This window comes from Nonomuraea sp. NPDC049480, from assembly GCF_044465905.1.
Taxonomy (GTDB): Bacteria; Actinomycetota; Actinomycetes; order Streptosporangiales; family Streptosporangiaceae; genus Nonomuraea.
Window position 1 is genome coordinate 306932 of the sequence record NZ_JBITMD010000008.1, and the last position, 18323, is coordinate 325254.

At 72.4% G+C, this 18323-nt stretch carries 22 protein-coding genes; 10 read left to right on the forward strand and 12 right to left on the reverse strand.

Annotated elements, in window-relative coordinates; translation table 11 throughout:
- The first annotated feature begins 5 nt into the window (after positions 1 to 5).
- Complete coding sequence (gene meaB / locus ACIBX3_RS24770) at positions 6 to 977, forward strand: methylmalonyl Co-A mutase-associated GTPase MeaB (RefSeq protein ID WP_397120754.1); 972 nt, start codon at positions 6 to 8, stop codon at positions 975 to 977.
- On the opposite strand, the gene ACIBX3_RS24775 is transcribed toward meaB, so the two are convergent.
- On the reverse strand, positions 962 to 1363 hold the full coding sequence (locus ACIBX3_RS24775; protein ID WP_397120756.1) for a nuclear transport factor 2 family protein: 402 nt from the start codon (positions 1361 to 1363) through the stop codon (positions 962 to 964). The genes meaB and ACIBX3_RS24775 overlap by 16 nt on opposite strands.
- A 31-nt stretch (positions 1364 to 1394) precedes the next feature.
- On the reverse strand, positions 1395 to 1769 hold the full coding sequence (locus ACIBX3_RS24780; RefSeq protein WP_397120758.1) for a winged helix-turn-helix transcriptional regulator: 375 nt from the start codon (positions 1767 to 1769) through the stop codon (positions 1395 to 1397).
- Between the two features lie 77 nt (positions 1770 to 1846).
- On the opposite strand from ACIBX3_RS24780, the gene ACIBX3_RS24785 reads away from it, so the two are divergent.
- Together ACIBX3_RS24785 and ACIBX3_RS24790 are read left to right on the forward strand one after the other, a co-directional pair.
- On the forward strand, positions 1847 to 2683 hold the full coding sequence (locus ACIBX3_RS24785; RefSeq protein ID WP_397120760.1) for an NAD(P)H-binding protein: 837 nt from the start codon (positions 1847 to 1849) through the stop codon (positions 2681 to 2683).
- A gap of 338 nt (positions 2684 to 3021) precedes the next feature.
- Positions 3022 to 3777 carry an SDR family NAD(P)-dependent oxidoreductase gene (locus ACIBX3_RS24790; protein ID WP_397120762.1) on the forward strand — a complete coding sequence of 252 codons (756 nt, stop codon included), beginning with the start codon at positions 3022 to 3024 and terminating at the stop codon, positions 3775 to 3777.
- A gap of 474 nt (positions 3778 to 4251) precedes the next feature.
- Here ACIBX3_RS24790 and ACIBX3_RS24795 read toward each other — a convergent pair whose 3' ends face one another.
- The gene (locus ACIBX3_RS24795) at positions 4252 to 5160 is read right to left on the reverse strand and encodes an SGNH/GDSL hydrolase family protein (protein WP_397120764.1); all 909 of its coding nucleotides are present in this window, start codon (positions 5158 to 5160) and stop codon (positions 4252 to 4254) included.
- Between the two features lie 234 nt (positions 5161 to 5394).
- Here ACIBX3_RS24795 and ACIBX3_RS24800 point away from each other — a divergent pair, with 234 nt between their 5' ends.
- Positions 5395 to 7428, forward strand: coding sequence for an ATP-binding protein (locus ACIBX3_RS24800; RefSeq protein WP_397120766.1), 2034 nt, complete (start codon positions 5395 to 5397; stop codon positions 7426 to 7428).
- Between the two features lie 24 nt (positions 7429 to 7452).
- On the opposite strand, the gene ACIBX3_RS24805 is transcribed toward ACIBX3_RS24800, so the two are convergent.
- From ACIBX3_RS24805 to ACIBX3_RS24820, 4 genes are all read right to left on the reverse strand, one after another.
- A complete protein-coding gene (locus tag ACIBX3_RS24805; protein WP_397120768.1) occupies positions 7453 to 7878 on the reverse strand; it encodes a nuclear transport factor 2 family protein in 426 nt (141 codons plus the stop codon).
- 113 nt (positions 7879 to 7991) lie between these two features.
- Positions 7992 to 8246, reverse strand: coding sequence for a hypothetical protein (locus ACIBX3_RS24810; RefSeq protein WP_397120770.1), 255 nt, complete (start codon positions 8244 to 8246; stop codon positions 7992 to 7994).
- Positions 8222 to 8602 carry a hypothetical protein gene (locus ACIBX3_RS24815; RefSeq protein ID WP_397120772.1) on the reverse strand — a complete coding sequence of 127 codons (381 nt, stop codon included), beginning with the start codon at positions 8600 to 8602 and terminating at the stop codon, positions 8222 to 8224. Before ACIBX3_RS24815 ends, ACIBX3_RS24810 begins: the two co-directional genes overlap by 25 nt.
- Positions 8603 to 8641: 39 nt before the next feature.
- On the reverse strand, positions 8642 to 9292 hold the full coding sequence (locus ACIBX3_RS24820) for an isochorismatase family protein (RefSeq protein WP_397120774.1): 651 nt from the start codon (positions 9290 to 9292) through the stop codon (positions 8642 to 8644).
- Positions 9293 to 9371: 79 nt separating this feature from the next.
- On the opposite strand from ACIBX3_RS24820, the gene ACIBX3_RS24825 reads away from it, so the two are divergent.
- Together ACIBX3_RS24825 and ACIBX3_RS24830 are read left to right on the forward strand one after the other, a co-directional pair.
- Complete coding sequence (locus ACIBX3_RS24825; RefSeq protein WP_397120776.1) at positions 9372 to 9953, forward strand: TetR family transcriptional regulator; 582 nt, start codon at positions 9372 to 9374, stop codon at positions 9951 to 9953.
- Positions 9954 to 10227: 274 nt separating this feature from the next.
- Positions 10228 to 10356 (forward strand): ATP-binding cassette domain-containing protein, encoded by a 129-nt coding sequence (locus ACIBX3_RS24830; protein WP_397121033.1) that lies wholly within the window; start codon positions 10228 to 10230, stop codon positions 10354 to 10356.
- Here ACIBX3_RS24830 and ACIBX3_RS24835 read toward each other — a convergent pair.
- Together ACIBX3_RS24835 and ACIBX3_RS24840 are read right to left on the reverse strand one after the other, a co-directional pair.
- The gene (locus tag ACIBX3_RS24835) at positions 10344 to 11237 is read right to left on the reverse strand and encodes a DNA-3-methyladenine glycosylase family protein (RefSeq protein ID WP_397120778.1); all 894 of its coding nucleotides are present in this window, start codon (positions 11235 to 11237) and stop codon (positions 10344 to 10346) included. The genes ACIBX3_RS24830 and ACIBX3_RS24835 overlap by 13 nt on opposite strands.
- A gap of 28 nt (positions 11238 to 11265) precedes the next feature.
- The gene (locus ACIBX3_RS24840) at positions 11266 to 11916 is read right to left on the reverse strand and encodes a hypothetical protein (protein WP_397120780.1); all 651 of its coding nucleotides are present in this window, start codon (positions 11914 to 11916) and stop codon (positions 11266 to 11268) included.
- A gap of 119 nt (positions 11917 to 12035) precedes the next feature.
- Between ACIBX3_RS24840 and ACIBX3_RS24845 the strand changes: the two genes are divergently transcribed.
- Positions 12036 to 12437, forward strand: a complete 402-nt coding sequence (locus ACIBX3_RS24845; RefSeq protein WP_397120782.1) for an archease — start codon at positions 12036 to 12038, stop codon at positions 12435 to 12437.
- A 38-nt stretch (positions 12438 to 12475) separates the two neighbouring features.
- On the opposite strand, the gene ACIBX3_RS24850 is transcribed toward ACIBX3_RS24845, so the two are convergent.
- Positions 12476 to 13900, reverse strand: a complete 1425-nt coding sequence (locus ACIBX3_RS24850; RefSeq protein WP_397120784.1) for an RtcB family protein — start codon at positions 13898 to 13900, stop codon at positions 12476 to 12478.
- A 67-nt stretch (positions 13901 to 13967) separates the two neighbouring features.
- Between ACIBX3_RS24850 and ACIBX3_RS24855 the strand changes: the two genes are divergently transcribed.
- Positions 13968 to 14564, forward strand: a complete 597-nt coding sequence (locus ACIBX3_RS24855; RefSeq protein WP_397120786.1) for an MBL fold metallo-hydrolase — start codon at positions 13968 to 13970, stop codon at positions 14562 to 14564.
- A gap of 7 nt (positions 14565 to 14571) precedes the next feature.
- On the opposite strand, the gene ACIBX3_RS24860 is transcribed toward ACIBX3_RS24855, so the two are convergent.
- On the reverse strand, positions 14572 to 15009 hold the full coding sequence (locus ACIBX3_RS24860; protein WP_397120788.1) for a CBS domain-containing protein: 438 nt from the start codon (positions 15007 to 15009) through the stop codon (positions 14572 to 14574).
- Positions 15010 to 15120: 111 nt separating this feature from the next.
- On the opposite strand from ACIBX3_RS24860, the gene ACIBX3_RS24865 reads away from it, so the two are divergent.
- Positions 15121 to 16560: a hypothetical protein gene (locus tag ACIBX3_RS24865; RefSeq protein WP_397120790.1), complete on the forward strand. Its 1440-nt coding sequence runs from the start codon at positions 15121 to 15123 to the stop codon at positions 16558 to 16560.
- A gap of 3 nt (positions 16561 to 16563) precedes the next feature.
- Here ACIBX3_RS24865 and ACIBX3_RS24870 read toward each other — a convergent pair whose 3' ends face one another.
- The gene (locus ACIBX3_RS24870; RefSeq protein WP_397120792.1) at positions 16564 to 17532 is read right to left on the reverse strand and encodes a CapA family protein; all 969 of its coding nucleotides are present in this window, start codon (positions 17530 to 17532) and stop codon (positions 16564 to 16566) included.
- 499 nt (positions 17533 to 18031) lie between these two features.
- Between ACIBX3_RS24870 and ACIBX3_RS24875 the strand changes: the two genes are divergently transcribed.
- The gene (locus tag ACIBX3_RS24875; RefSeq protein WP_397120794.1) at positions 18032 to 18319 is read left to right on the forward strand and encodes an antitoxin; all 288 of its coding nucleotides are present in this window, start codon (positions 18032 to 18034) and stop codon (positions 18317 to 18319) included.
- The last annotated feature ends 4 nt before the right edge of the window (positions 18320 to 18323 follow it).

Sequence of the window (18323 nt, forward strand, 5' to 3'; positions counted from 1 at the left end):
CCGGCATGAGGATCGAGGAGTACGCGAAGGGGATCGCCTCCGGCTCGCGGACCTGGCTGGCCCGGGCGATCACCCTCGTGGAGTCGACCAGGCCCGACCACCGCGCCGCGGCCCAGCGCCTGCTGACCGAGCTGATGCCGAGGACCGGGAACGCCCGCCGCGTCGGCGTCTCCGGCGTGCCCGGCGCCGGGAAGTCGACCTTCATCGACGCCCTCGGCGTCCATCTCACCGGCCTGGGGCACCGCGTCGCCGTCCTCGCCGTGGACCCCAGCTCCGCCAGGACCGGCGGCAGCATCCTGGGCGACAAGACCCGCATGGCGCGGCTGGCCGCCGATCCGGCCGCCTTCATCCGGCCCTCACCCGCCTCCGGCACCCTGGGCGGCGTGGCGGCCGCGACCCGCGAGGCGATGCTGCTGGCCGAGGCCGCCGGGTACGACGTCGTGCTGGTGGAGACCGTCGGCGTCGGCCAGTCGGAGACCGCCGTCGCCGACATGGTCGACGTCTTCCTCCTGCTCGCCCTCGCCCGTACCGGCGACGGCCTGCAGGGCATCAAGAAGGGTGTGCTGGAGCTGGCCGACGTGATCGCGGTCAACAAGGCGGACGGCCCGCACGAGAGCGAGGCCCGCAAGGCCGCCAGGGAACTGTCCGGCGCGCTGCGCCTGCTGCACGCCGGCACCACCGTACTGACCTGCAGTGGCCTGACCGGCGCCGGCCTGACCGAGCTCTGGACGGAGATCACCGCCCGGCACGAGGCGCTGGAGAGCTCCGGCGACCTGACCGCCCGCCGCCGCGCCCAGCAGGTGACGTGGACGCGCGACCTGGTCCGCGACCGCCTGCTGGCCAAACTCCGTCACGACCCCGACGTGCGCCGGGTCGTCGCCGACGCCGAGGCGGCGGTGCTGAACGGGACGCTGACGCCGGCCGGCGCCGCCGATCAGGTGTCAGCCCTGTTCGCGGCGGGTCATTCGGGCAGGTGAGGCGGGAAGGGGAAGACGCCCTGCTGAACGAACGAGTAATCGCGCGCCTCCGCGACCAGCCCTTCGGCGTCGAACGTCACCAGCGTGATGCCCGCGATCGCCATGGGGCCGTCGGCGTAGTGGCTCTGCGCCCAGTACTCCACCGCCGCGTGGCCGTCCCGGACCAGCGGCTCGCCGAACCGGCAGACGGTCGGCTCGATCTCCTCGTCGAAGACGCTCACCAGATAGCTCCTGAGCCCTTCCTTCCCCTTGTACACGGGGCGGAAGGGAGAAGCCCGGTGGAGACCGTCCGGGGCCTGTAAGTCGACGATGGCCTCCGCGTCCTTGGCGGGCCACGCCTCCTGCCAGGTGCGCGACCAGCGCAGGCCGGCTTTGTACACGTCCATGTGACTTCCTCACGGCGACACGAGCCTGTCTCTAACGCCCTTGGTAGCCGTCGCGGGCGGACATGACCTCGGGCATCCGCCCCTCCACCCAGGTGATGAGGGGGAGCAGATGCTCGGCCGCCTCACGGCCGAGCGAGGTAAGACTGTATTCGACCCGGGGCGGGATCGTGTGCTCCGCCTCACGGAGCACCATGCCGTCGCGTTCGAGGGCCTGGAGGGTCTGGGACAACATCTTCTCGCTGACCCCGTCGACCCGGCGGCGCAGCGCGTTGAAGCGGTAGGGCCCTTCGTACAGGGCCGCGAGCGCCAGGATCGCCCAGCGGCCGGTGATCGTCTCCAGCACCGTGCGTGACGTGCACTTACGTGAGAAGACGTCGGCTACCAGGGTCTCGAAATCCTCCTCCATACGTGCTAGCTTACGTCCTCGCAGCACTTTCTGCTAGAAAGTACTATCAATCCATACAGCACTGAGAGGAAGAAACCATGATCGTGGTGACCGGAGCGAGCGGACAGTTGGGCCGGCTGGTGGTCCAGGAGCTGAAGCAGCGCGTCCCCGCCGAGCAAATCGTCGCCGCCGCGCGCACTCTGGAGAAGGCCGCCGACCTCGGCGTCGAGGTGCGCGAGGCCGACTACGACCGGCCCGAGACGATCAAGAGCGCGCTGCAGGGCGCCACCAAGGTGCTGCTCGTCTCCGGCGCCGACGCCCACCGGGCGCAGCAGCACGCCGCCGTCGTGGACGCCGCCAAGGAGGCCGGGGCCGCGCTCGTCTACACCAGCGCGCCCAAGGCCGGCACCACCGAGGCGGCCCTCGCCGCCGACCACAAGACGACCGAGGAGTACATCAAGGCGTCCGGCGTGACGTACACGATCCTGCGCGCCAACTGGTACCACGAGAACTACGCGCAGTCGATCACCATGGCGCCGCAGCTCGGGGCCGTGTACGGTGCCGCCGGTGACGGCCGGATCGCCTCCGCCGCCCGTGCCGACTACGCCGCCGGCGCGGCCGCCGTGCTCGCCGGCGAAGGCCACGAGGGCAAGGTGTACGAGCTGTCCGGCGACACCGCCTGGACCCTGGCTGAGCTGGCCGCCGAGATCGCCGCGGTCACCGGCAAGGAGATCGCCTACCAGAACCTGCCGAAGGACGACTACGCGGGCGTCCTGGCCGGCGCCGGCATCCCGGGCCCGTACGCGGAGATCCTGGCGGACGTGGACGTCAACATCTCCCGCGGCTGGCTCGCCGACACCCCGGGCACGCTGCGCGAGCTCATCGGCCGCCCCACCCAGACGATCGGCGAGTACGTCCGCTCCGTGCTCGGATAGGACCCTTGACCGTCGCAGGCCGCCCGCCCGCCCGCCGGCCGGGCGGCCTCAGCGCACGCCGGCCGACGCGGCGCCGGGCTGTTGCGCCTCACTTGGTCGCCGCATCAGGGACACAGGCAGGAACTCCGCGGCGGCGTCGTGAGCCGGATTTCGGTGCGTAAGCACGCTCGACGTGCGTCGGGGACAGCGGCTATGGTGACGACCGGACAGAGTTGTCCGGATTTGCCGTCTTCGAACCCTTCCTCACTTCTCCATGCGTGCCACGGGCAGAGGCTTGCCGATCAACCGGACATAATTGTCCGGTTATGGCGGCCGGCCGGATCGAAAGGGACCCACACATGACCAGTTCCACCTTTGACAACCGGGTCGTCCTGATCACGGGCGCGGGCTCCGGGATCGGCAGGGCGATGGCCGTCGCCTTCGCCAAGGCCGGCGCCCGCGTCGTGGTCGGCGACGTCGTCAAGGAGCGCGCCGAGCAGACCGCCGCCGAGATCGGTGAGGCGGCGCTCGCCGTGGCGGCCGACGTCGCCGACGAGACCTCGGTGACCGCGCTGGTCGAAGCCGCGATCAGCGCGTACGGCCGGATCGACGTGCTGTGCAACAACGCCGGGATCATGGACACCATGGCGCTGCCCGCCGACACCACGGCCGAGCAGTGGGAGCGGGTGCTGCGGGTCAACCTGACCGGCACGTTCCTGGTCACGCACGCCGTGCTGCCGCACATGCTGGCCCAGGGCGGCGGCGCGATCGTGAACACCGCGTCCGAGGCCGGCATCCGCGGCGGCGCGGCCGGAGTGGCCTACACCGCCTCCAAGCACGGCGTGGTCGGCCTGACCCGCAGTGTGGCCTGGGCGTACGCCAAGGACGGCATCCGCTGCAACGCCATCCTGCCCGGCCCCACCATGACCAACATCGCCACCGGCGCCTCCTTCGACCCCACCGGCGCCGCCCGCCTCGGTCCCGTGCTCGCCCTCGGCGAGCGCATGGCCCAGCCCGAGCAGATGGCCGACGCCGCCCTCTTCCTCGCCTCCGACGCCGCCTCGTTCGTCAACGGCGCCCTCGTGCCCGTCGACGGCGGCTGGTCCGCCGCCTGATCTCGCGCGCACGAGAAGAAGACAGTGAGCGACCAGTGGGACAACGTCGTCGACGTGCTCGTCGGCGGGACGGGCGCCGCCGGCCTGACGGCGGCCCTGCCTCCTCGCCGGAGCGGAGGCGGGCGTTCCCGGACAGCGGCCCGGCGGCGATGCGGCTGCTCGGCCGGCTCCACGGCCGCCCTGACCGCCTCGTGCTCCAGCGCCGGCGGCGGCACCGCCCAGAACCCCGGCGCGCGCTTCGTCTTCCGCACGCTCGGCGGCCTGGCGACCGGCAAGCGCCTGATCGGGCTGGGCGGCGCCCTGAGCTGCTCCCTCATGCGCATCGTCCGCACCCAGCAGACCCCGTCTGGCTGTCGTCGCCGAGACCTGATCGTGGAGAACGGCGCCGTCACGGGAGCGATGATCGACAAGAACGGGAGACGGACGCCTGGAGCGTCTCGATCGATCCGTGCCGGGCAGGACTCGACGTCCGCGTCAGCCGGCGTGCTTGGCCAGCACCTGCGAGATCGTGCCGCCCATGCGGATGATGCCGCGGAGGTTCGGGTGGGCGGCCGCCGGAGCGACGCGGCCGTCGGCGAGCAGCGGCTGGATCATGCGCTTGTCGTCGCTCGCGCACATGTGGTAGCCGACTGACGGCTTGTACGTGTCGGCGTAGACGGCGCCGGCCTTGCGGGCCTGCTCCTCGATCATGGTGTTGAGCCGTACGAGGGTGCCGTGCAGGAAGGAGAAGTCCCCCGCGGCGAACGGTACCTCGGACCGGTCGCAGGTCGCGCCGCTCGCCGGGACCAGCGCCGGATAGCCGACCAGTACGACCGTGGCCTTCGGGCTCTTCCTCTTGATGTCGATCACCACCGAGGCGATCCGCGGCTCGAGCTTCTTGAAGTCGTCCTCGAGCCCGCCCTTGAACTTGCTCTGGCAGGGGGCGCCGGTCGGCTGCTGGACCCCGAGGAAGGCGCACTCGGTGACGATCTTCTCGAAGCCGATGTCGTTGCCGCCGACGGACACCGTGACCAGGGTGGTGTCGGGCTTGAGCGCCTTGATCTGCGGCGGCTCGCCCTTGTGCGCGTTCCAGATGCTGCGCGTCGTGGCGCCGCCGCACGCGGCGTTCGTGTAGCTCTTCGACTTGTACACGGTGCGCAGGACATGCGGGTAGTTGGCCTTACCCCGGCCGCACGCCTCGTGCTCCACCGGGATGATGCCGAAGCCGGAGGCGTAGGAGTCGCCGAGGGCGACGTAGCGTGCGCCGAACGACCCGGTGGCGCCGGTCCCCTCGGCCAGGGCGGTTCCCGGGCCTGCGGTGACGAGCGCGGCGCAGGCGCCGAGCACGGCGGTCGCCGTCACGGTCGCGCGCCGGACGGGTCGCTGGGGGGCATAGCGGGACATGAGGCCTCCATCAGAGAAATGACCAGAACAAAGGGCCCCGGCCTGCCACCGTCGTTCGACGGCACAGCGGCAGGCCGCGATCTTCCTGCCGCACCCTCGTGGCGCGCACTGCTCACCCACCAGTGCGTTTCATGTCCATTCGGTGCTCATGGGGGCCCGGCGAGGCAGCGAGTGCGCATTAATGCACACTCGTAGCCGCCAGTCCGAGACGCGGGGAAAGCTACAGTTAGCCCCATGTCATCGGGGAATGATCTACTGGGGCAACGCCTGTGGGCCGCCCGGGAGCGAGCTTTCGTCGGGCGGGAGGAGGAGCTCAGCGTCTTCGACTCGGCGTTGCGCGGCGCGCTCAGCGTCCTGTACGTGCACGGCCCCGGCGGCGTCGGCAAGTCGGCGTTGCTGCGGCGCTTCGCGCAGGCCTCGGCTGCCGCGGGGCGGCCGGTGACGTCTCTGGACGGGCGAACGATGGACCCGTCGCCGACGACGCTCGAGACCGAGGCGGGGCCGGTGCTCGACGACGAGCGCGCGGTGCTGCTGATCGACACCTTCGAACGCGTCCAGGGCCTGGAGGGCTGGCTGCGCGAGAGGTTCCTGCCGCGCCTGCCGATCGGCGCTCTGGTCGTGGTGGCCGGGCGCAACGCCCCGGACCCGCTGTGGACGGCGGACCCAGGCTGGACGGACGCGCTGCACGTGATGTCGCTGCGCGACCTCGCGCCGGCGGACGCCGCCGCGCTCCTGGACGCCCGCGGCGTGGCGGACGAACTGCGCGAGCCGCTGCTCGACTTCGCCGGCGGCCATCCTCTGGCCCTGTCGCTGGGCGCCGCGGTGGCGATCAAGGACAGCCGGGCGAGCTCGCGCTGGACGCCCACCCAGGATGTGGTCGCCACCCTGCTCGACCAGCTCGTGGGGGAGGTGCCCAGCCCGGCGCACCGGCACGCGCTCGAGGTGTGCGCGCACGCGTACATGACGACCGAGGATCTGCTGCGCGCGATCCTGCCGGAGGACTCCGCGTCGCTGTTCGGCTGGCTGCGGCGGCTGCCGTTCGTCGAGTCCAGCCCGCGCGGGTTGTTCCCGCACGACATCGCCCGGGAGGTGCTGGAGGCCGACCTGCGCTGGCGCGACCCGCAGGGGTTCGCCGCCATGCACAACAGCATCAGCGACTACCTGGCCGCCCAGATCCGCGACGCGAGCGACCCGTGCGTGCTCAGGGCCGTGGGCTCGCTGTTCTTCCTGAACCGCGAGGTCGGGTCGACCGCGGAGTTCAACAGCTGGCGCGGCGACGGCGAGGTGTACGAGGAGGTCTTCCGGCCCGAGGACACCGAGGCCCTCGTGCGGCTGGCCGCCGAGGTGGAGAACGAGGAGTCGGCGGCCACCGTCGCGTTCTGGACGGCCCGCCAGCCGGAGGCGTTCCGCACTTTCCGGCGGACGGAGACCGGCGAGCTGGTCGGCGCCTGCTCCTGGCTGCGCCTGTACGAGCCGTCCGAGGAGGAGATGGCCGCCGACCCGATCGTGGCGACGGCCTGGGCGAACGCCCGCGCCATGGCGCCGCTGCGGCCGGGCGAGCACCTGGCCGTCGGCCGGACGTGGGTCTGGGAGCAGTACCGCGGCATGTCGCCGGTGATGGACCTGGTGCAGTGGCGGGCGTTGGGCTACTGCCTGCGTGCCGATCGCATGGCCTGGTCGTTCATGGCCATGCGCGGGGACGACCCGATGCTGGACTATCTCCGGCACTACGACATGCGCGACGTCGGCGAGCACGCCTGGCTGGGCGACGCCGAGTACGCCCTGCTCGCCCACGACTGGCGCGTGATGCCGGCGCAGGCGTGGCTGGACCGGCTGAACCGGCTGCTGCTCACCGGCTCCCCGGAGGAGACCGCCGCCGCCGCGGCGCCCGTTCTTGCGGTGTTGTCCCAGGAGGAGTTCACCGACGCGGTCCGCAAGGCCCTTCGCCACCTCTCGCGGCCCGCCGAGCTGGCCGCCAGCCCGCTCACTCGCAGCCGGCTCGTCGCCGAACACCCCGGCCCCGACCCCGCCACGGCCCTGCGTGCGCTTCTGGAGCAGGCCATCGACGACGTACGCCAGGACCCGCGCGCCGACAAGTTGCACCGGGCGCTCGCCACCACCTATGTCCACGGGGCCCCGACGCAGGAGGTCGCCGCCGAACGTCTCGGCCTGCCCTTCACCACCTACCGCCGCCACCTGCAGACCGGCGTCGAGCGGGTCTGCGAGAACCTCTGGTACCGCGAGCTCTACGGAGCCACGGAGCGCTGAAGGCCGCGGGTCCCCTCGTCTTCATCAGCGCTGCGTGGCCTGCCACAGGGTGTGGGTGTCGGAGACGGTCTCGAACCGCCGTGCCTTGCCGTCCCGGAGGTGCCAGACGTGGACGAACTTGGCCGCCCCCACCTTGCCGCTCACCCGGTGCACGCCGCGGTACTCGCCCACCACGAAGACCTTGTCGCCCGCCGGAGTGAGCTCGAACGGGGTGATCTCGAGATCTGCCCAGTCCGTGGCGAGCGGTGCCAGCGCCTGGTCGAGGATCGTGCGGGCGCCGTAGTACGTGCCGCCGTAGCGGGCGCCGGGGACCACTGTCCACTTGACGTCCGGCGCCAGGCGCTCCGTGAACGCCCGCACGTCGCCCGCGGCCAGCGCCGAGTAGATCTCGGCGGCGGTCCGGCGGTTGGCCTGCTCGGCCGGGGTGAGGGTTCTCTCCTCGGTTTCCATTACGTACGGCTCCTCGTGTCGTCCGGTGTGCGCGTCCAGATGACTACGGGGAACTGCCCGTTTCCCAGGCCGCCCGGCCGCCGATTCCTGCCCGCCCCACCCGCCTTCGGCGGCTACGTCACCTCGTCCGCCGCCAGGAGGCCCGCCACGCTCATCAGGCAGACGCCGGTGCCGGCGTCAATCCGGCGCTGGGCGCGGCGCGTGACCGGCAAGGATCGCGCCCAGCCCGCCCACGCCAGTTGATCATGAGCGGGCCAGCTCCAGCGCCAGAAGTTCCGCGGGCTGAACCGTCTGTCCCCGCAGGCGCAGCGCGCGAACGCATCGGCGCCGTTGTGCTGCAGCGTCACCGCCTCCCCGGCGGCCCGCACCGGATCTCCACCGGCCCTGTCCATGACCTTGACGGAGGCCAGGACCCCGAAGCCCTCGCCGCCGAACTCCTGGTACGAGACCTGGGCCCACAGGTCACCGACACCCATTCCAGGGCGCGCTCGGGGCCGACCGGGGCGACGTGCAGCTCGCTGTGGCCGGCGCAGAAGTCCTCCACCTCGCAGACCAGCTTCACGAAGTACGAATCCGGGGTCAGGCCGTACACGGCGCAGATCTCCTGCCAGTCCGGCGGCAGGACCGACGGCGCTATCTGGATGACCGCGCCGGGGCTGTCGTGCGCGCGGTGGAAGTCGACCACGCGGCCGATGAGATCGCGGGTGACCGGCTCGTCTGTCATGCCGATCACGATCGGCGCGGAAGCCGCTTGGTCACCACGTCAGACGGTGCCCACCTTCTGCCCATCCGTGGCGTGCTGGAGGGCGCTCAGGTACGACTGGACGCCCATTGCCATGGTCGGCACGTGCTCGCGCATCAGCCGCTGGAAGAACGGCGCCGTCGGGTGACGGTGATCGACCTGGAACTCCCCGGCCAGGGAGAACCAGGTGACCGGCACGGCTCCCGCCCGCACCATCCGCTCGACGGCGGTGGCGTGCGTCTCGGCCGTCACGCTGGCCGAGGCGTCGACCACGACGTGGACCTCGTAGTCCGCGCGCAGCGCGCCGAGCACGGTCTGCAGGACGCACCCTTCGGTGGACACTCCCGCGATCGCCAGCTTCCTGCGTCCGGTCCGCTGGACGGCCCGGGCGAACTCCTCGTCGAGAAAGGCGTCGAAGTTGCCGCCCCGCTCGATGACCGGGTGGTCACCGATCACCTCCAGCAGTTGCGGATAGAGCGGCCCCGAGGGCTTGGTGGGCAGGCCGTTGGTCACCACCAGGCCGCTCTGGTACCACAGCGCCGTCTTGGCCAGCCCCACGACGTTGTTGACGTGCAGGGCCGGTTCGTGCGAACGCAGCACGTTGGCGAACCCGACGGCGTGGTCCACCAGGATGATCGTGGTGTTCTCCGGGGTCAGCGGTTCCAAGGTCATGATGCTCTCCACATCGCTAATGAACATTTGGTCACTAAGGATCGTAGCACCACTAATGACCAGATGTACACTTAGCCTGGTGAGCACCGAACCGACCCCCAAGAAGCGCCGGCGCGACCCGGAGGCCAGCCGGGCCGCCATCCTCGGCGCCGCCCGCGCCGCGTTCGCCGAGCGCGGCTACGCCCGCGCCACCATCCGGGAGATCGCCCAGCGGGCCGGAGTCACCCACGGCCTGGTCATGAGGCACTTCGCGTCGAAAGAGCAGCTGTTCATCGCCGCGATGCCCGGCGCCAGGGACCTGGACGAGCTGATGCCGGGCACGCCGGAGACCCTTCCCGAGCGCATCGCGCAGGCCTTCGTCGACCGCATGGAGAACGCCGACGGCAACGACCCCTTCATCGCGCTCATCCGCAGCGCCGCCTCGGACGAGCACGCCGCCACCGACCTCTACCTCGCCATGCGGCAGCGCAGCATCGACTCCTACCGGGCCCTCATCACCGGACCCGACGCCGAGGAACGCGTCGATCTCCTCGGCGCCCACCTCATCGGCGTCACGTTCAGCCGCTACGTCGTCAGGAAGGGCCCGCTGGCCGAGATGCCCGCCGACCGCCTGGTCCGGCATCTGACGCGGACCCTCCGCGACATCCTCCTCGGGACCTGATCGGCCTACCCGCGCCCCGGCCTGTACGCCCCAACGTCCGGCCGCGTGCTGCTCGGCGGGCGGCCGCTCCCGGCCGACCCCGCGCAGGCCGCCCAGCGCGGGGTGGCACGGACGTTCCAGAACATCCGCCTCTTATCCGGCATGTCCGCCCTCGACAACGTGCTCGTCGGTCGGCACACCCGGATCAGGCAGGGCCTGCTGAACGCGCTCCTGCACGGGCCGGGCTTCCGCAGGAGCGAGGCCGAGGCCGTCGAACGGGCAGCCGGCGGGACTGCTGTCCGGAGGCGAGCAGCAGATGGTCGCGATCGGCCGGGCGATGATGGCCCGGCCGCGGCTGCTCATGTTCGACGAGCCGATCATGGGGCCCGCCGACCCGCGCGTCCGCGAGGCCTACCTCGGCTGAGGATCCCGGTAGGCGGTGGCCCGGAACAGGAAGGACGCCCAGGAGCGGTAGGGCCGCCACATGTCGGCCAGCTTCCGGTACGCCGCCGGCGGCGCGTCCTCGGGCAGGCCGTACGCCTCCCGCAGGATCGCGAACAACCGCGGCTCGTCGCCGGGGAACGCGTCCGGCGCGCCCGCCCCGCGGATCAGGATCAGCCCCGCCGAGAACGGCCCCACACCGGGCAGCGCACGCAACTCGGCCAGTGCCTCCTCCGGTGGCAGCGCACGCAGGTGCTCGGTGGTGAGCACGCCGTCGAGCGCCGCCCTGGCCAGCCCGCGCACCCACTCCTCCTTCTGCGCGGGCAGCCCAAGGCCGCCGGCCTCCAGCAGCGTCACGGGCGGCGGAAAGGCCGCGTACTCCTGCCCGTCCACGGTGACCCTCGCGCCGAACCGCTCCGCGATGCGCTGCTTGATGCGGGCGGCGATGAGCATCGACGAGCGTTGCACGATCACCGCCCAGCACGCCGCCTCCCACGGGCTCCAGAAGCACACGGGCCGCAGGCCGGGACGCAGCCGCTGCAGGTCGCCGAGCACCGGGTCGGCCTCGCCGGCCTTGGCGAACCCGGCGCCGTCCACGTCGAGGGAGAGGATCCGCGCCACCTCGCCCCTGATCCCCGGCCCCGGGGCCCGCGTCGTGGCCACCGACACGCCGCCGGGGGTGCCCGGCAGACCCGTCACGGTCACGCCGATCGGCCGCCAGTCGGTCTCCGCGCAGTAGGCGAAACGCAGCGCCCGCCCGTCGGAGTGCGGCCCGCTGGTGGCCGGCCAGTCCTCGATGAAGCGCAGCGAGGCGCCGAAGTCGAACGGGCCCTCGGCGGTGAGCGTGAATCCGTGCGTGGTCATGCGCCGTATGGTAGGAGCCCGCCGGGACCTATCGGCTCACCAGGGAGCGGATCTCCTCGTGGCGGCGGTCCAGGTCGATCTGGGCGAGCGCGCCGACCAGCCACGCGTAATCCTCCGACTCCTCATATCTGGCCAGCTCGGCCAGATCCTCCGAGGTGCGCCCCAGGCCCAGCTTGCGGGCCGCGGCCAGTGCCTGCCGGTCGGCGAACGGCGACACCTCCTTCCACAAGACCTGAGCCTCGCGCAGGAACAGGTCCACGACCTTGCCGTCCACGCCCGGCAACTGCCCCAGCAGCTCGCGCTCCCGGGACGGATCCCGCCGCGCCTCGGTGCGCAGCCGCCGCAGGTCGCCCCGGTAGCGCTCGACCACGGCCCAGGCCAGCTCCCCCAGGAGCTCGGCGGTGCCCCGGCGCACGTCCTTCCCCAGGAGCTCGACCCGCTGCTCGTTCGGCGAGGCCGCCAGCCGCTGCGCGGTGTCCCAGCGGCCGCGCAGCCGCTGGGCGGCCTCCACCGCCACGTGGTAGTCGCCGGTGCGGCGCAGCAGGACCGACAGCACGAGCAGCTGGAACAGCCGTCCCGGGTTGTTGGTCACCGGGAACCCGTGCGGCTCGGCGAACCCGCGCCCCACCTCGCGCAGCAGCTCGCGGACCAGGCGGCGCTTGTCTTCCAGGTCCATCATGCGTGCCGCCTACCCGCCGCCCATCCGGCAAACGCCCGCGCCGAGTACGGGCCGAAAGCGGGGGAATTCTTGACGGCGGGAGGATTTCCGACCGGGCGCGTGCCTGCTGGAGTGACGATATGAGCGGAGGCCATCGCGCGGTGCCGCACACCGCCGACATCGCGGTGGAGGCGTGGGCCGACAGCCGCGAGGAGTGCCTGGCCGAGGCGGTCCGGGGCCTGGTGGAGAGCTTCGCCGACATCGAGGGCGCGCCGCGCGGCGTCGGCGTGGACGTCGCGGTGACCGCGGAGCACGACGAGGACCTGCTCGTCGAGGTGCTCGAAGAGGTGATCTACCAGGTCGAGGTGCACGGCCGCCTTGCCGTCGACGTCTCGCCCTGCCCGGCCGGGTTGCGGCTGGCCACCGTCCCGGCCGAGGCGGTGGAGCAGGTGGGCGCCATGCCCAAGGCGGTGACCGCGCATGACGTGCGGTTCGGGGAGGAGGCCGGGACGTGGCGGGCGCACGTCGTGGTGGACGTCTGACGCCGTCCGGTGGCCGGGCGGCCCCGCCAGGTGGGCGGCTAGCCCTTCACCACGCCGACGGGCGCGAGCTTGGCCACCTTGCGCGCCAGGCCCGCCTGTACGCAGGCCTCGACCACCGCGTCGAGATCCTTGTACGCCTGCGGCGTCTCCTCGGTCAGCCCGCGCGCGGAGGCTCCGCGTACCGCGATCCCGGCGTGCTCCAGTTCGGCCCGCAGCGCGGCGGCCCTGGTGGTCTTGACCGCCTGGTGGCGGCTCAGCCGGCGACCGGCGCCGTGGCAGGCCGAGGCGAACGCCGGCGCGCCGGGCACGCCGGCCAGCACGTACGAGCCCACGCCCATCGACCCGGGCACCAGCACCGGCTGCCCCCAAGGCCGCAGGTCGGGCGGCAGATCCGCGTGGCCGGGCGGCAGCGCCAGAGTGGCACCCTTGCGGTGCACGCACAGGCGCCGGGCCCCGCCGTCCACCAGGTGGGTCTCCAGTTTGGCGAGGTTGTGGGACACGTCGTACAGCAGGCTCAGGTCGCCGTGGCCGGTGGCGCGGTCGAAGGCGCGGCGTGCGGCCTGTCCCAGCAGCTGCCGGTTCGCCCGGCCGTAGTTGGCGGCCGCCGCCATCGCCGCGAGGTACGCCCGGCCCTCGGGCGAGTCGACCGGCGCGCAGGCCAGCTGCCGGTCCGGCACGCTGATGCCGTACCGCGTCATGGCCGCCTGCATGGTCTTGACGGCGTCGGTGCAGATCTGGTGTCCCAGCCCGCGCGACCCGGTGTGGATCATCACGCACACCCGGCCCGGCCACAGCCCGTACGCCTCGGCGATCTCCTCGTCGTACACCTCGTCGACGGCCTCGACCTCCAGGAAGTGGTTGCCCGAGCCGAGGCTGCCGACCTGCTGCACGCCGCGCTCGCGGGCCCGCGAGCCGATCGCGGCGGGGTCGGCGTCGGCCACCGCACCCCGATCCTCGCACCGCTCCAGGTCGAGGCGCTCGCCGTGGCCGCGCTCGACGGCGTAGCGGGCGCCGCCCGCCAGGATGCCTTCAAGCTCGTCCTGGCCGTGCAGCCTCCACACCGCCCCTTTGCTCATGCCGCGCGGGACCGCCGCGTCGAGGGCGTCCATCAGCGCGGTCAGGCGCGGCCGGAGGTCGTCCACGTGCAGGCCGGCGAGCAGCAGCCGGACGCCGCAGGAGATGTCGAACCCCACCCCGCCGGGCGATACCACCCCGCCCGCGGCCACGTCGGTGGCCGCCACGCCGCCGATCGGGAACCCGTACCCCCAGTGCATGTCGGGCATCGCGTACGCGGCCTCCACGATCCCGGGCAGCGTGGCCACCGCCGCGACCTGGGCCAGCGCCTGGTCCTCCGACGGGTCAGGCAGCAGCTCCCGGGTCGCGAACACTATCCCGGGCACCCGCATCGCGCCCTCGGGCTCGATCCGCCACCGATACGGCCGCTCCTCGACCAGTTTCACCATCGCGGTCACCCTGTTTCGCTCTCCCGCCCCGCCTACCCCGGGCGCCCGTCCGGGAACGTCATCCACGATGGCTGAGCTCCGCCTGGCCGGGGTCGGTGCCATGAACTCCCCGCGTTATCGCCCCGCCGGGCTGCTGGTCACGTGGCGCGGCCACCGCGTCCTGCTGGACGGGGGCGACGACACCGGGGCGGACGAGCGGCTCGACGCCTGGCTGGTGTGCGACGAGCGGGCCGAGCTGATGCCCGCGATCCGGCGCACGGCGCGGGCGCTCGGGCTGACGGCATCCGTGACGGACCACCGCGCGGCAGGCCTGGAGATCGAGCCGTTGCCGGTCGCCCACACCTCCCATCCGACCTACGGCTACCTGATCCGGGCGGCCGGGGCCAGGGCGGTCTGGGCGCCGGAGTTCTGGACCTTCCCCGAGTGGGCGGCCGGTGCGGACCTGATGTTCGCCGACGCCGCCGGCTGGGACCGGCCGATCCGGTTCGCCGGCGGCGTGGGCGGTCACGCGTGCGTCCACGCGGTCGCGCGGGACGCGCGCGACCGCCGCGTGGGGCGGCTGGTGTTCGCCCACATCGGCCGCCCCTCGATCCGGGCGATCGACGGCGGCGCGCGGCCCCCGTACGGAGAGTGGGGGGTCGAAGGGCGCGCCTACCGCCTGTGAAGGTCCGTCAGGACGGTGCGTAGACCCGGTGGACGAACTCCGCGAGCTTGTTGTCGGGCAGTTCCTTCGCCAGGTCGGACTCGCTGACCATGCCGACGATCCGGTGGTTGTCGATCACCGGCAGGCGCTTGATCTGGTGCTGCTCCATCTTCTGCAGCGCCTCCTCGACGCTGCTGTGGGCGTCCACCCACACCAGCCCGCGAGCGAGCTCGCCCGCCGTGGTCCGGTCGAGGTCCTTACCCTCGGCGCAACACTTGATCACGATGTCCCGGTCGGTGATGATGCCCTTCAGCCGGTCGTCGTCCCCGCAGATCGGCAGCGCGCCGACCGACAGGTCACGCATCATCTCCGACGCCCTGCGCAAGGTGTCGTGCTCTCCGATGCACTCGGCGCCTTGGTGCATCACGTCCTGAACGCTCTTGCCTGCTGCTCCTGCTGTGCCCATGTGCGGCCTCCCGACATTGACGGATGAAGTGCCTTCACCGCGCCCCTACCCACCAGATGGCAGATCAGTATTCCGTGCATAGTGGCGGTGACCAGCGGATATGCACTCGACATGAGATCGAGACCTGGTCGCCGGCGTCCGCGCGTGCTGCTCGCGCTGGTGAGCGTCCTGTACGGCGTGGCCCAACTCCTCCTCGTCTCGCCGAACCTGGGCATCGGCTGGGACGAGACGGTGTACGTCAGCCAGGTCTCCCCGCAGGCGCCGCCGGCGGTGTTCAGCGCGCCGCGGGCGCGAGGCGTGCCTCTCCTGGTCGCGCCCGTGGTCGTGCTGACCGACTCGGTGTTCGTGCTGCGGTTGTACCTGACGGTGGTCTCGTCCGCGGCGCTGTTCGGCGCGTTCGCCGTATGGCTGCGGATCCGGGACGACCACGTGGTGCCGCTGGCCGCCCTGCTGTTCGGGAGCTGCTGGCTGTCGTTGTTCTACGGCGACCAGGCGATGCCCAATCTTTACGTGGCCCTGGCCGCCGTCGCGGCCGCCGGGCTCGTCGTCCTGGCCGAACGCTCCCGTACGGCGCCGGTGGGGCTGGCGGTGACGCTGGCCGTCATGTCGCTGATGCGGCCGTCGGACGCGCTGGTCGCCGCGGTCGCGCTGGCCGCCGGGGCGCTCGCGATCCTCCGCCGGCGCCGGATCGCCGCACTGGCCGCGCTCGCGGCCGGGCTCGCCGTGGGATGGGGTCAGTGGGCGGTCGAGGCGCAGGCGCGCTTCGGCGGGTTGCTCGCCCGGCTGCGGGAGGCCGGTGAGCACAACGCCACCGGATGGAGCCTGACGATCGCCGAGCACGCCCGGGCGCTGGACGGCCCCAGCTTGTGCCGGTACGGCGCGGACTGCGGCCCGGTCTCGCCGGTGGCGGTGATCTGGTGGCTGGCCATCCCGGCGATGACCGTGCTGGGACTGTGGTCCGCCCGGCGCGGCCCGCACCTGGCTCCGCTCCTGCTGGCCACGGGGACCGCGGTGGCGATGGCGCTGCCGTACCTGTTCTACGTGGACTACGCGGCGCCGCGCTTCCTCATGCCGGTCTACGCGCTGCTGTCGCTACCGGTGGCGCAGGCCGCGGCGGCGGGGCTGCGCCTGGGCCACCCGCCCGCGGCGGCGGGGCCGCGGCTGGGCCGCACGGTCGCGGTGGCGGTGGCCGCCGGGCTGCTGGCGCATCTGGCGCTCCAGGGCGCGATCGCCTACGGCCTGGCCGCCGCCGGCCGGCACGACCGGGCCGAGATCGGCCGCGCCACGGCCGAGCTGCGCCGCATGGGCGTGCGCCCGCCGTGCATGGTCTACGGCCAGTCGGGCGTGCAGATCGGCTACCTGCTGGGCTGTGACTCGCAGGGGATCATCCAGCGGTTCGCCGAGCAGGCGCCGGCCCGCGTCCGCCAGGCCCTGCGGAACGGGGCTCAGGTGGTCGCCGTGCACAAGGACGTGCGGCTCCCGCCGTACATGACGGCCTGGGACGAAACGGACCTGCCCGGGCCCTGGTCGGCCAGGTTCGCCCGGCGCTGACCCCTAGCGCATGTCCACGACCAGCAGGTTCTCCTCCCACGCGGCCGTGGCGCCCAGGTCCGCGCACGCCTTGGTGAAGCGCCGGCCCAGCCAGGAACGTTCCTCGCCCTCGGCCAGGAGGGTACGGCAGTAGTCGAGCTTGATCGGCACCGCCCGCAGCCGCACCGGGCCGAGCTCGTCGACCGTCACCAGGAACAGGAACGACAGATCGTTGCGCAGTTCGGGGTCCACCACGTAGTCGTCGAGGAAGTCGCCCAGGTCGTACAGGACCGGCGGCGCGACGCCGTGGGCCACGTGCGCGGAGTGGCCCGCCACCAGGGTCGCGCCGGACTCGACCAGGGCCGCGCCCGCCGAGCGTACGTAGGGCAGGGGCTCGGCCGTCATGTTGGGCCCCCAATGAGGGGTGACCAGGACGGCGTCCGCCTCGGCGCCCACGTGCGCCACCGCGTCCGTCACCCAGGACGGCACGCCGGAGAGCAGGTCGGCGTAGGCCACGCCGGGCCGGTCGGGCCGGGCCGCGAAGTCCACCGGATGATCGGTCAGGCCGACGACGGCCAGACGCAGCCCGCGGACGGCCAGGACGGCCGGCCGCCGCGCCTCCGCCTCGTCGGCCCCCGCGCCCACCGCCTGGATCTCCACGCGTTCGAGATGCGCGCGGGTGTCCAGCAGCGCGTCGTAGCCGTAGTCGAGCGCGTGGTTGTTGGCCAGCGTGACGCAGCGCACGCCGAGCTCGGCGAGCAGGTCCGCGGCCTGCGGCGGCGCGCGGAAATGGAACGGCTTGCCGGGCGCGGCCCACGGGGTTCCGCGGTCGGAGACGCAGCATTCGAGGTTCAGCAGCACCGCGTCGGCCTCGGCGAGGTGCGCGCGGACGCCGTCCGACACGTACGCGGCCGGATCCGAGGAGATGGCCAGCAGGTCGGCGACGCCGCGGCCGAGCATCGTGTCACCTGCCAGCGCGAGCGTGGCGGTCACGAGGATCCCCTGCCTCGCGATGGCCTGCTCAAACACCCGCCGGCTCACCAGGTGACGTGGACCGCCTGGGGGCCGGCGTCCGTCCGGTTGCCGGTCCACTCGATGTCCTCGACCGGTCCCCGGAGCTTGAGACCGGGCAGCCGCCGGGCCAGGGCGGAGAGTGCGGCGGTGAGTTCCAGGCAGGCCAGGGGCGCCGAGGCAGTAGTGCATGCCGTGTCACAGGCCGGTCGAGGGGCAGGGTGAGAAGAGTCGGCGCGGTCACTGGCGGCTTCTTGGCGATGTGGGTCCCGGACGGCCCTCGCTCCCAGTGAAGGCGTTGACGCCGCGTCAAGGTCAACCCGGCCCGTTCCCGGCGGAGCACACGCGGGAGGCCCCGAACCAGAGCGCATGGGAGGGATACCGCTGGTGCTCCAGACCTGTCCCGAGATGCTCTGCCCCGGTGATTGCGCCGGCTATGGGGGTAGGAGGCGACCGTAACCTGAAGAAACGGGGAAACGTGATGGGCCGCATCGGGCAGTGGTTGAAGAAGGCGGAAGACCTGGCCAGAGGGCACTCCAAGCAGGCCGACCAGCTGATCGACCGGGCCGAGCGGTTCGCGAAGGAGCGGACCGGCCACAAGTACGACCAGCACATCGAGAAGGGCGCGGACACGATCCAGCGCCGCTACGGCGGCGGCCAGGGCACGACCCCGGGCCACGAGCAGCGCCGGCCCGACCCGGCCCATCCCGACCAGGCCCGTCCTGACCAGGCCCGTCCCGACCAAGGGCCGCAGCAGCACGGCGCCTAGGACT

Bases quoted from the DNA above. Each gene is read 5' to 3' on its own strand.
- meaB (WP_397120754.1), top strand. From the start codon at position 6: ATGAGGATCGAGGAGTACGCGAAGGGGATCGCCTCCGGCTCGCGGACC.
- ACIBX3_RS24775 (WP_397120756.1), bottom strand. From the start codon at position 1,363: ATGGACGTGTACAAAGCCGGCCTGCGCTGGTCGCGCACCTGGCAGGAG.
- ACIBX3_RS24780 (WP_397120758.1), bottom strand. From the start codon at position 1,769: ATGGAGGAGGATTTCGAGACCCTGGTAGCCGACGTCTTCTCACGTAAG.
- ACIBX3_RS24785 (WP_397120760.1), top strand. From the start codon at position 1,847: ATGATCGTGGTGACCGGAGCGAGCGGACAGTTGGGCCGGCTGGTGGTC.
- ACIBX3_RS24790 (WP_397120762.1), top strand. From the start codon at position 3,022: ATGACCAGTTCCACCTTTGACAACCGGGTCGTCCTGATCACGGGCGCG.
- ACIBX3_RS24795 (WP_397120764.1), bottom strand. From the start codon at position 5,160: ATGTCCCGCTATGCCCCCCAGCGACCCGTCCGGCGCGCGACCGTGACG.
- ACIBX3_RS24800 (WP_397120766.1), top strand. From the start codon at position 5,395: ATGTCATCGGGGAATGATCTACTGGGGCAACGCCTGTGGGCCGCCCGG.
- ACIBX3_RS24805 (WP_397120768.1), bottom strand. From the start codon at position 7,878: ATGGAAACCGAGGAGAGAACCCTCACCCCGGCCGAGCAGGCCAACCGC.
- ACIBX3_RS24815 (WP_397120772.1), bottom strand. From the start codon at position 8,602: ATGACAGACGAGCCGGTCACCCGCGATCTCATCGGCCGCGTGGTCGAC.
- ACIBX3_RS24820 (WP_397120774.1), bottom strand. From the start codon at position 9,292: ATGACCTTGGAACCGCTGACCCCGGAGAACACCACGATCATCCTGGTG.
- ACIBX3_RS24835 (WP_397120778.1), bottom strand. From the start codon at position 11,237: ATGACCACGCACGGATTCACGCTCACCGCCGAGGGCCCGTTCGACTTC.
- ACIBX3_RS24840 (WP_397120780.1), bottom strand. From the start codon at position 11,916: ATGATGGACCTGGAAGACAAGCGCCGCCTGGTCCGCGAGCTGCTGCGC.
- ACIBX3_RS24845 (WP_397120782.1), top strand. From the start codon at position 12,036: ATGAGCGGAGGCCATCGCGCGGTGCCGCACACCGCCGACATCGCGGTG.
- ACIBX3_RS24850 (WP_397120784.1), bottom strand. From the start codon at position 13,900: ATGGTGAAACTGGTCGAGGAGCGGCCGTATCGGTGGCGGATCGAGCCC.
- ACIBX3_RS24855 (WP_397120786.1), top strand. From the start codon at position 13,968: ATGGCTGAGCTCCGCCTGGCCGGGGTCGGTGCCATGAACTCCCCGCGT.
- ACIBX3_RS24860 (WP_397120788.1), bottom strand. From the start codon at position 15,009: ATGGGCACAGCAGGAGCAGCAGGCAAGAGCGTTCAGGACGTGATGCAC.
- ACIBX3_RS24865 (WP_397120790.1), top strand. From the start codon at position 15,121: ATGAGATCGAGACCTGGTCGCCGGCGTCCGCGCGTGCTGCTCGCGCTG.
- ACIBX3_RS24875 (WP_397120794.1), top strand. From the start codon at position 18,032: ATGGGCCGCATCGGGCAGTGGTTGAAGAAGGCGGAAGACCTGGCCAGA.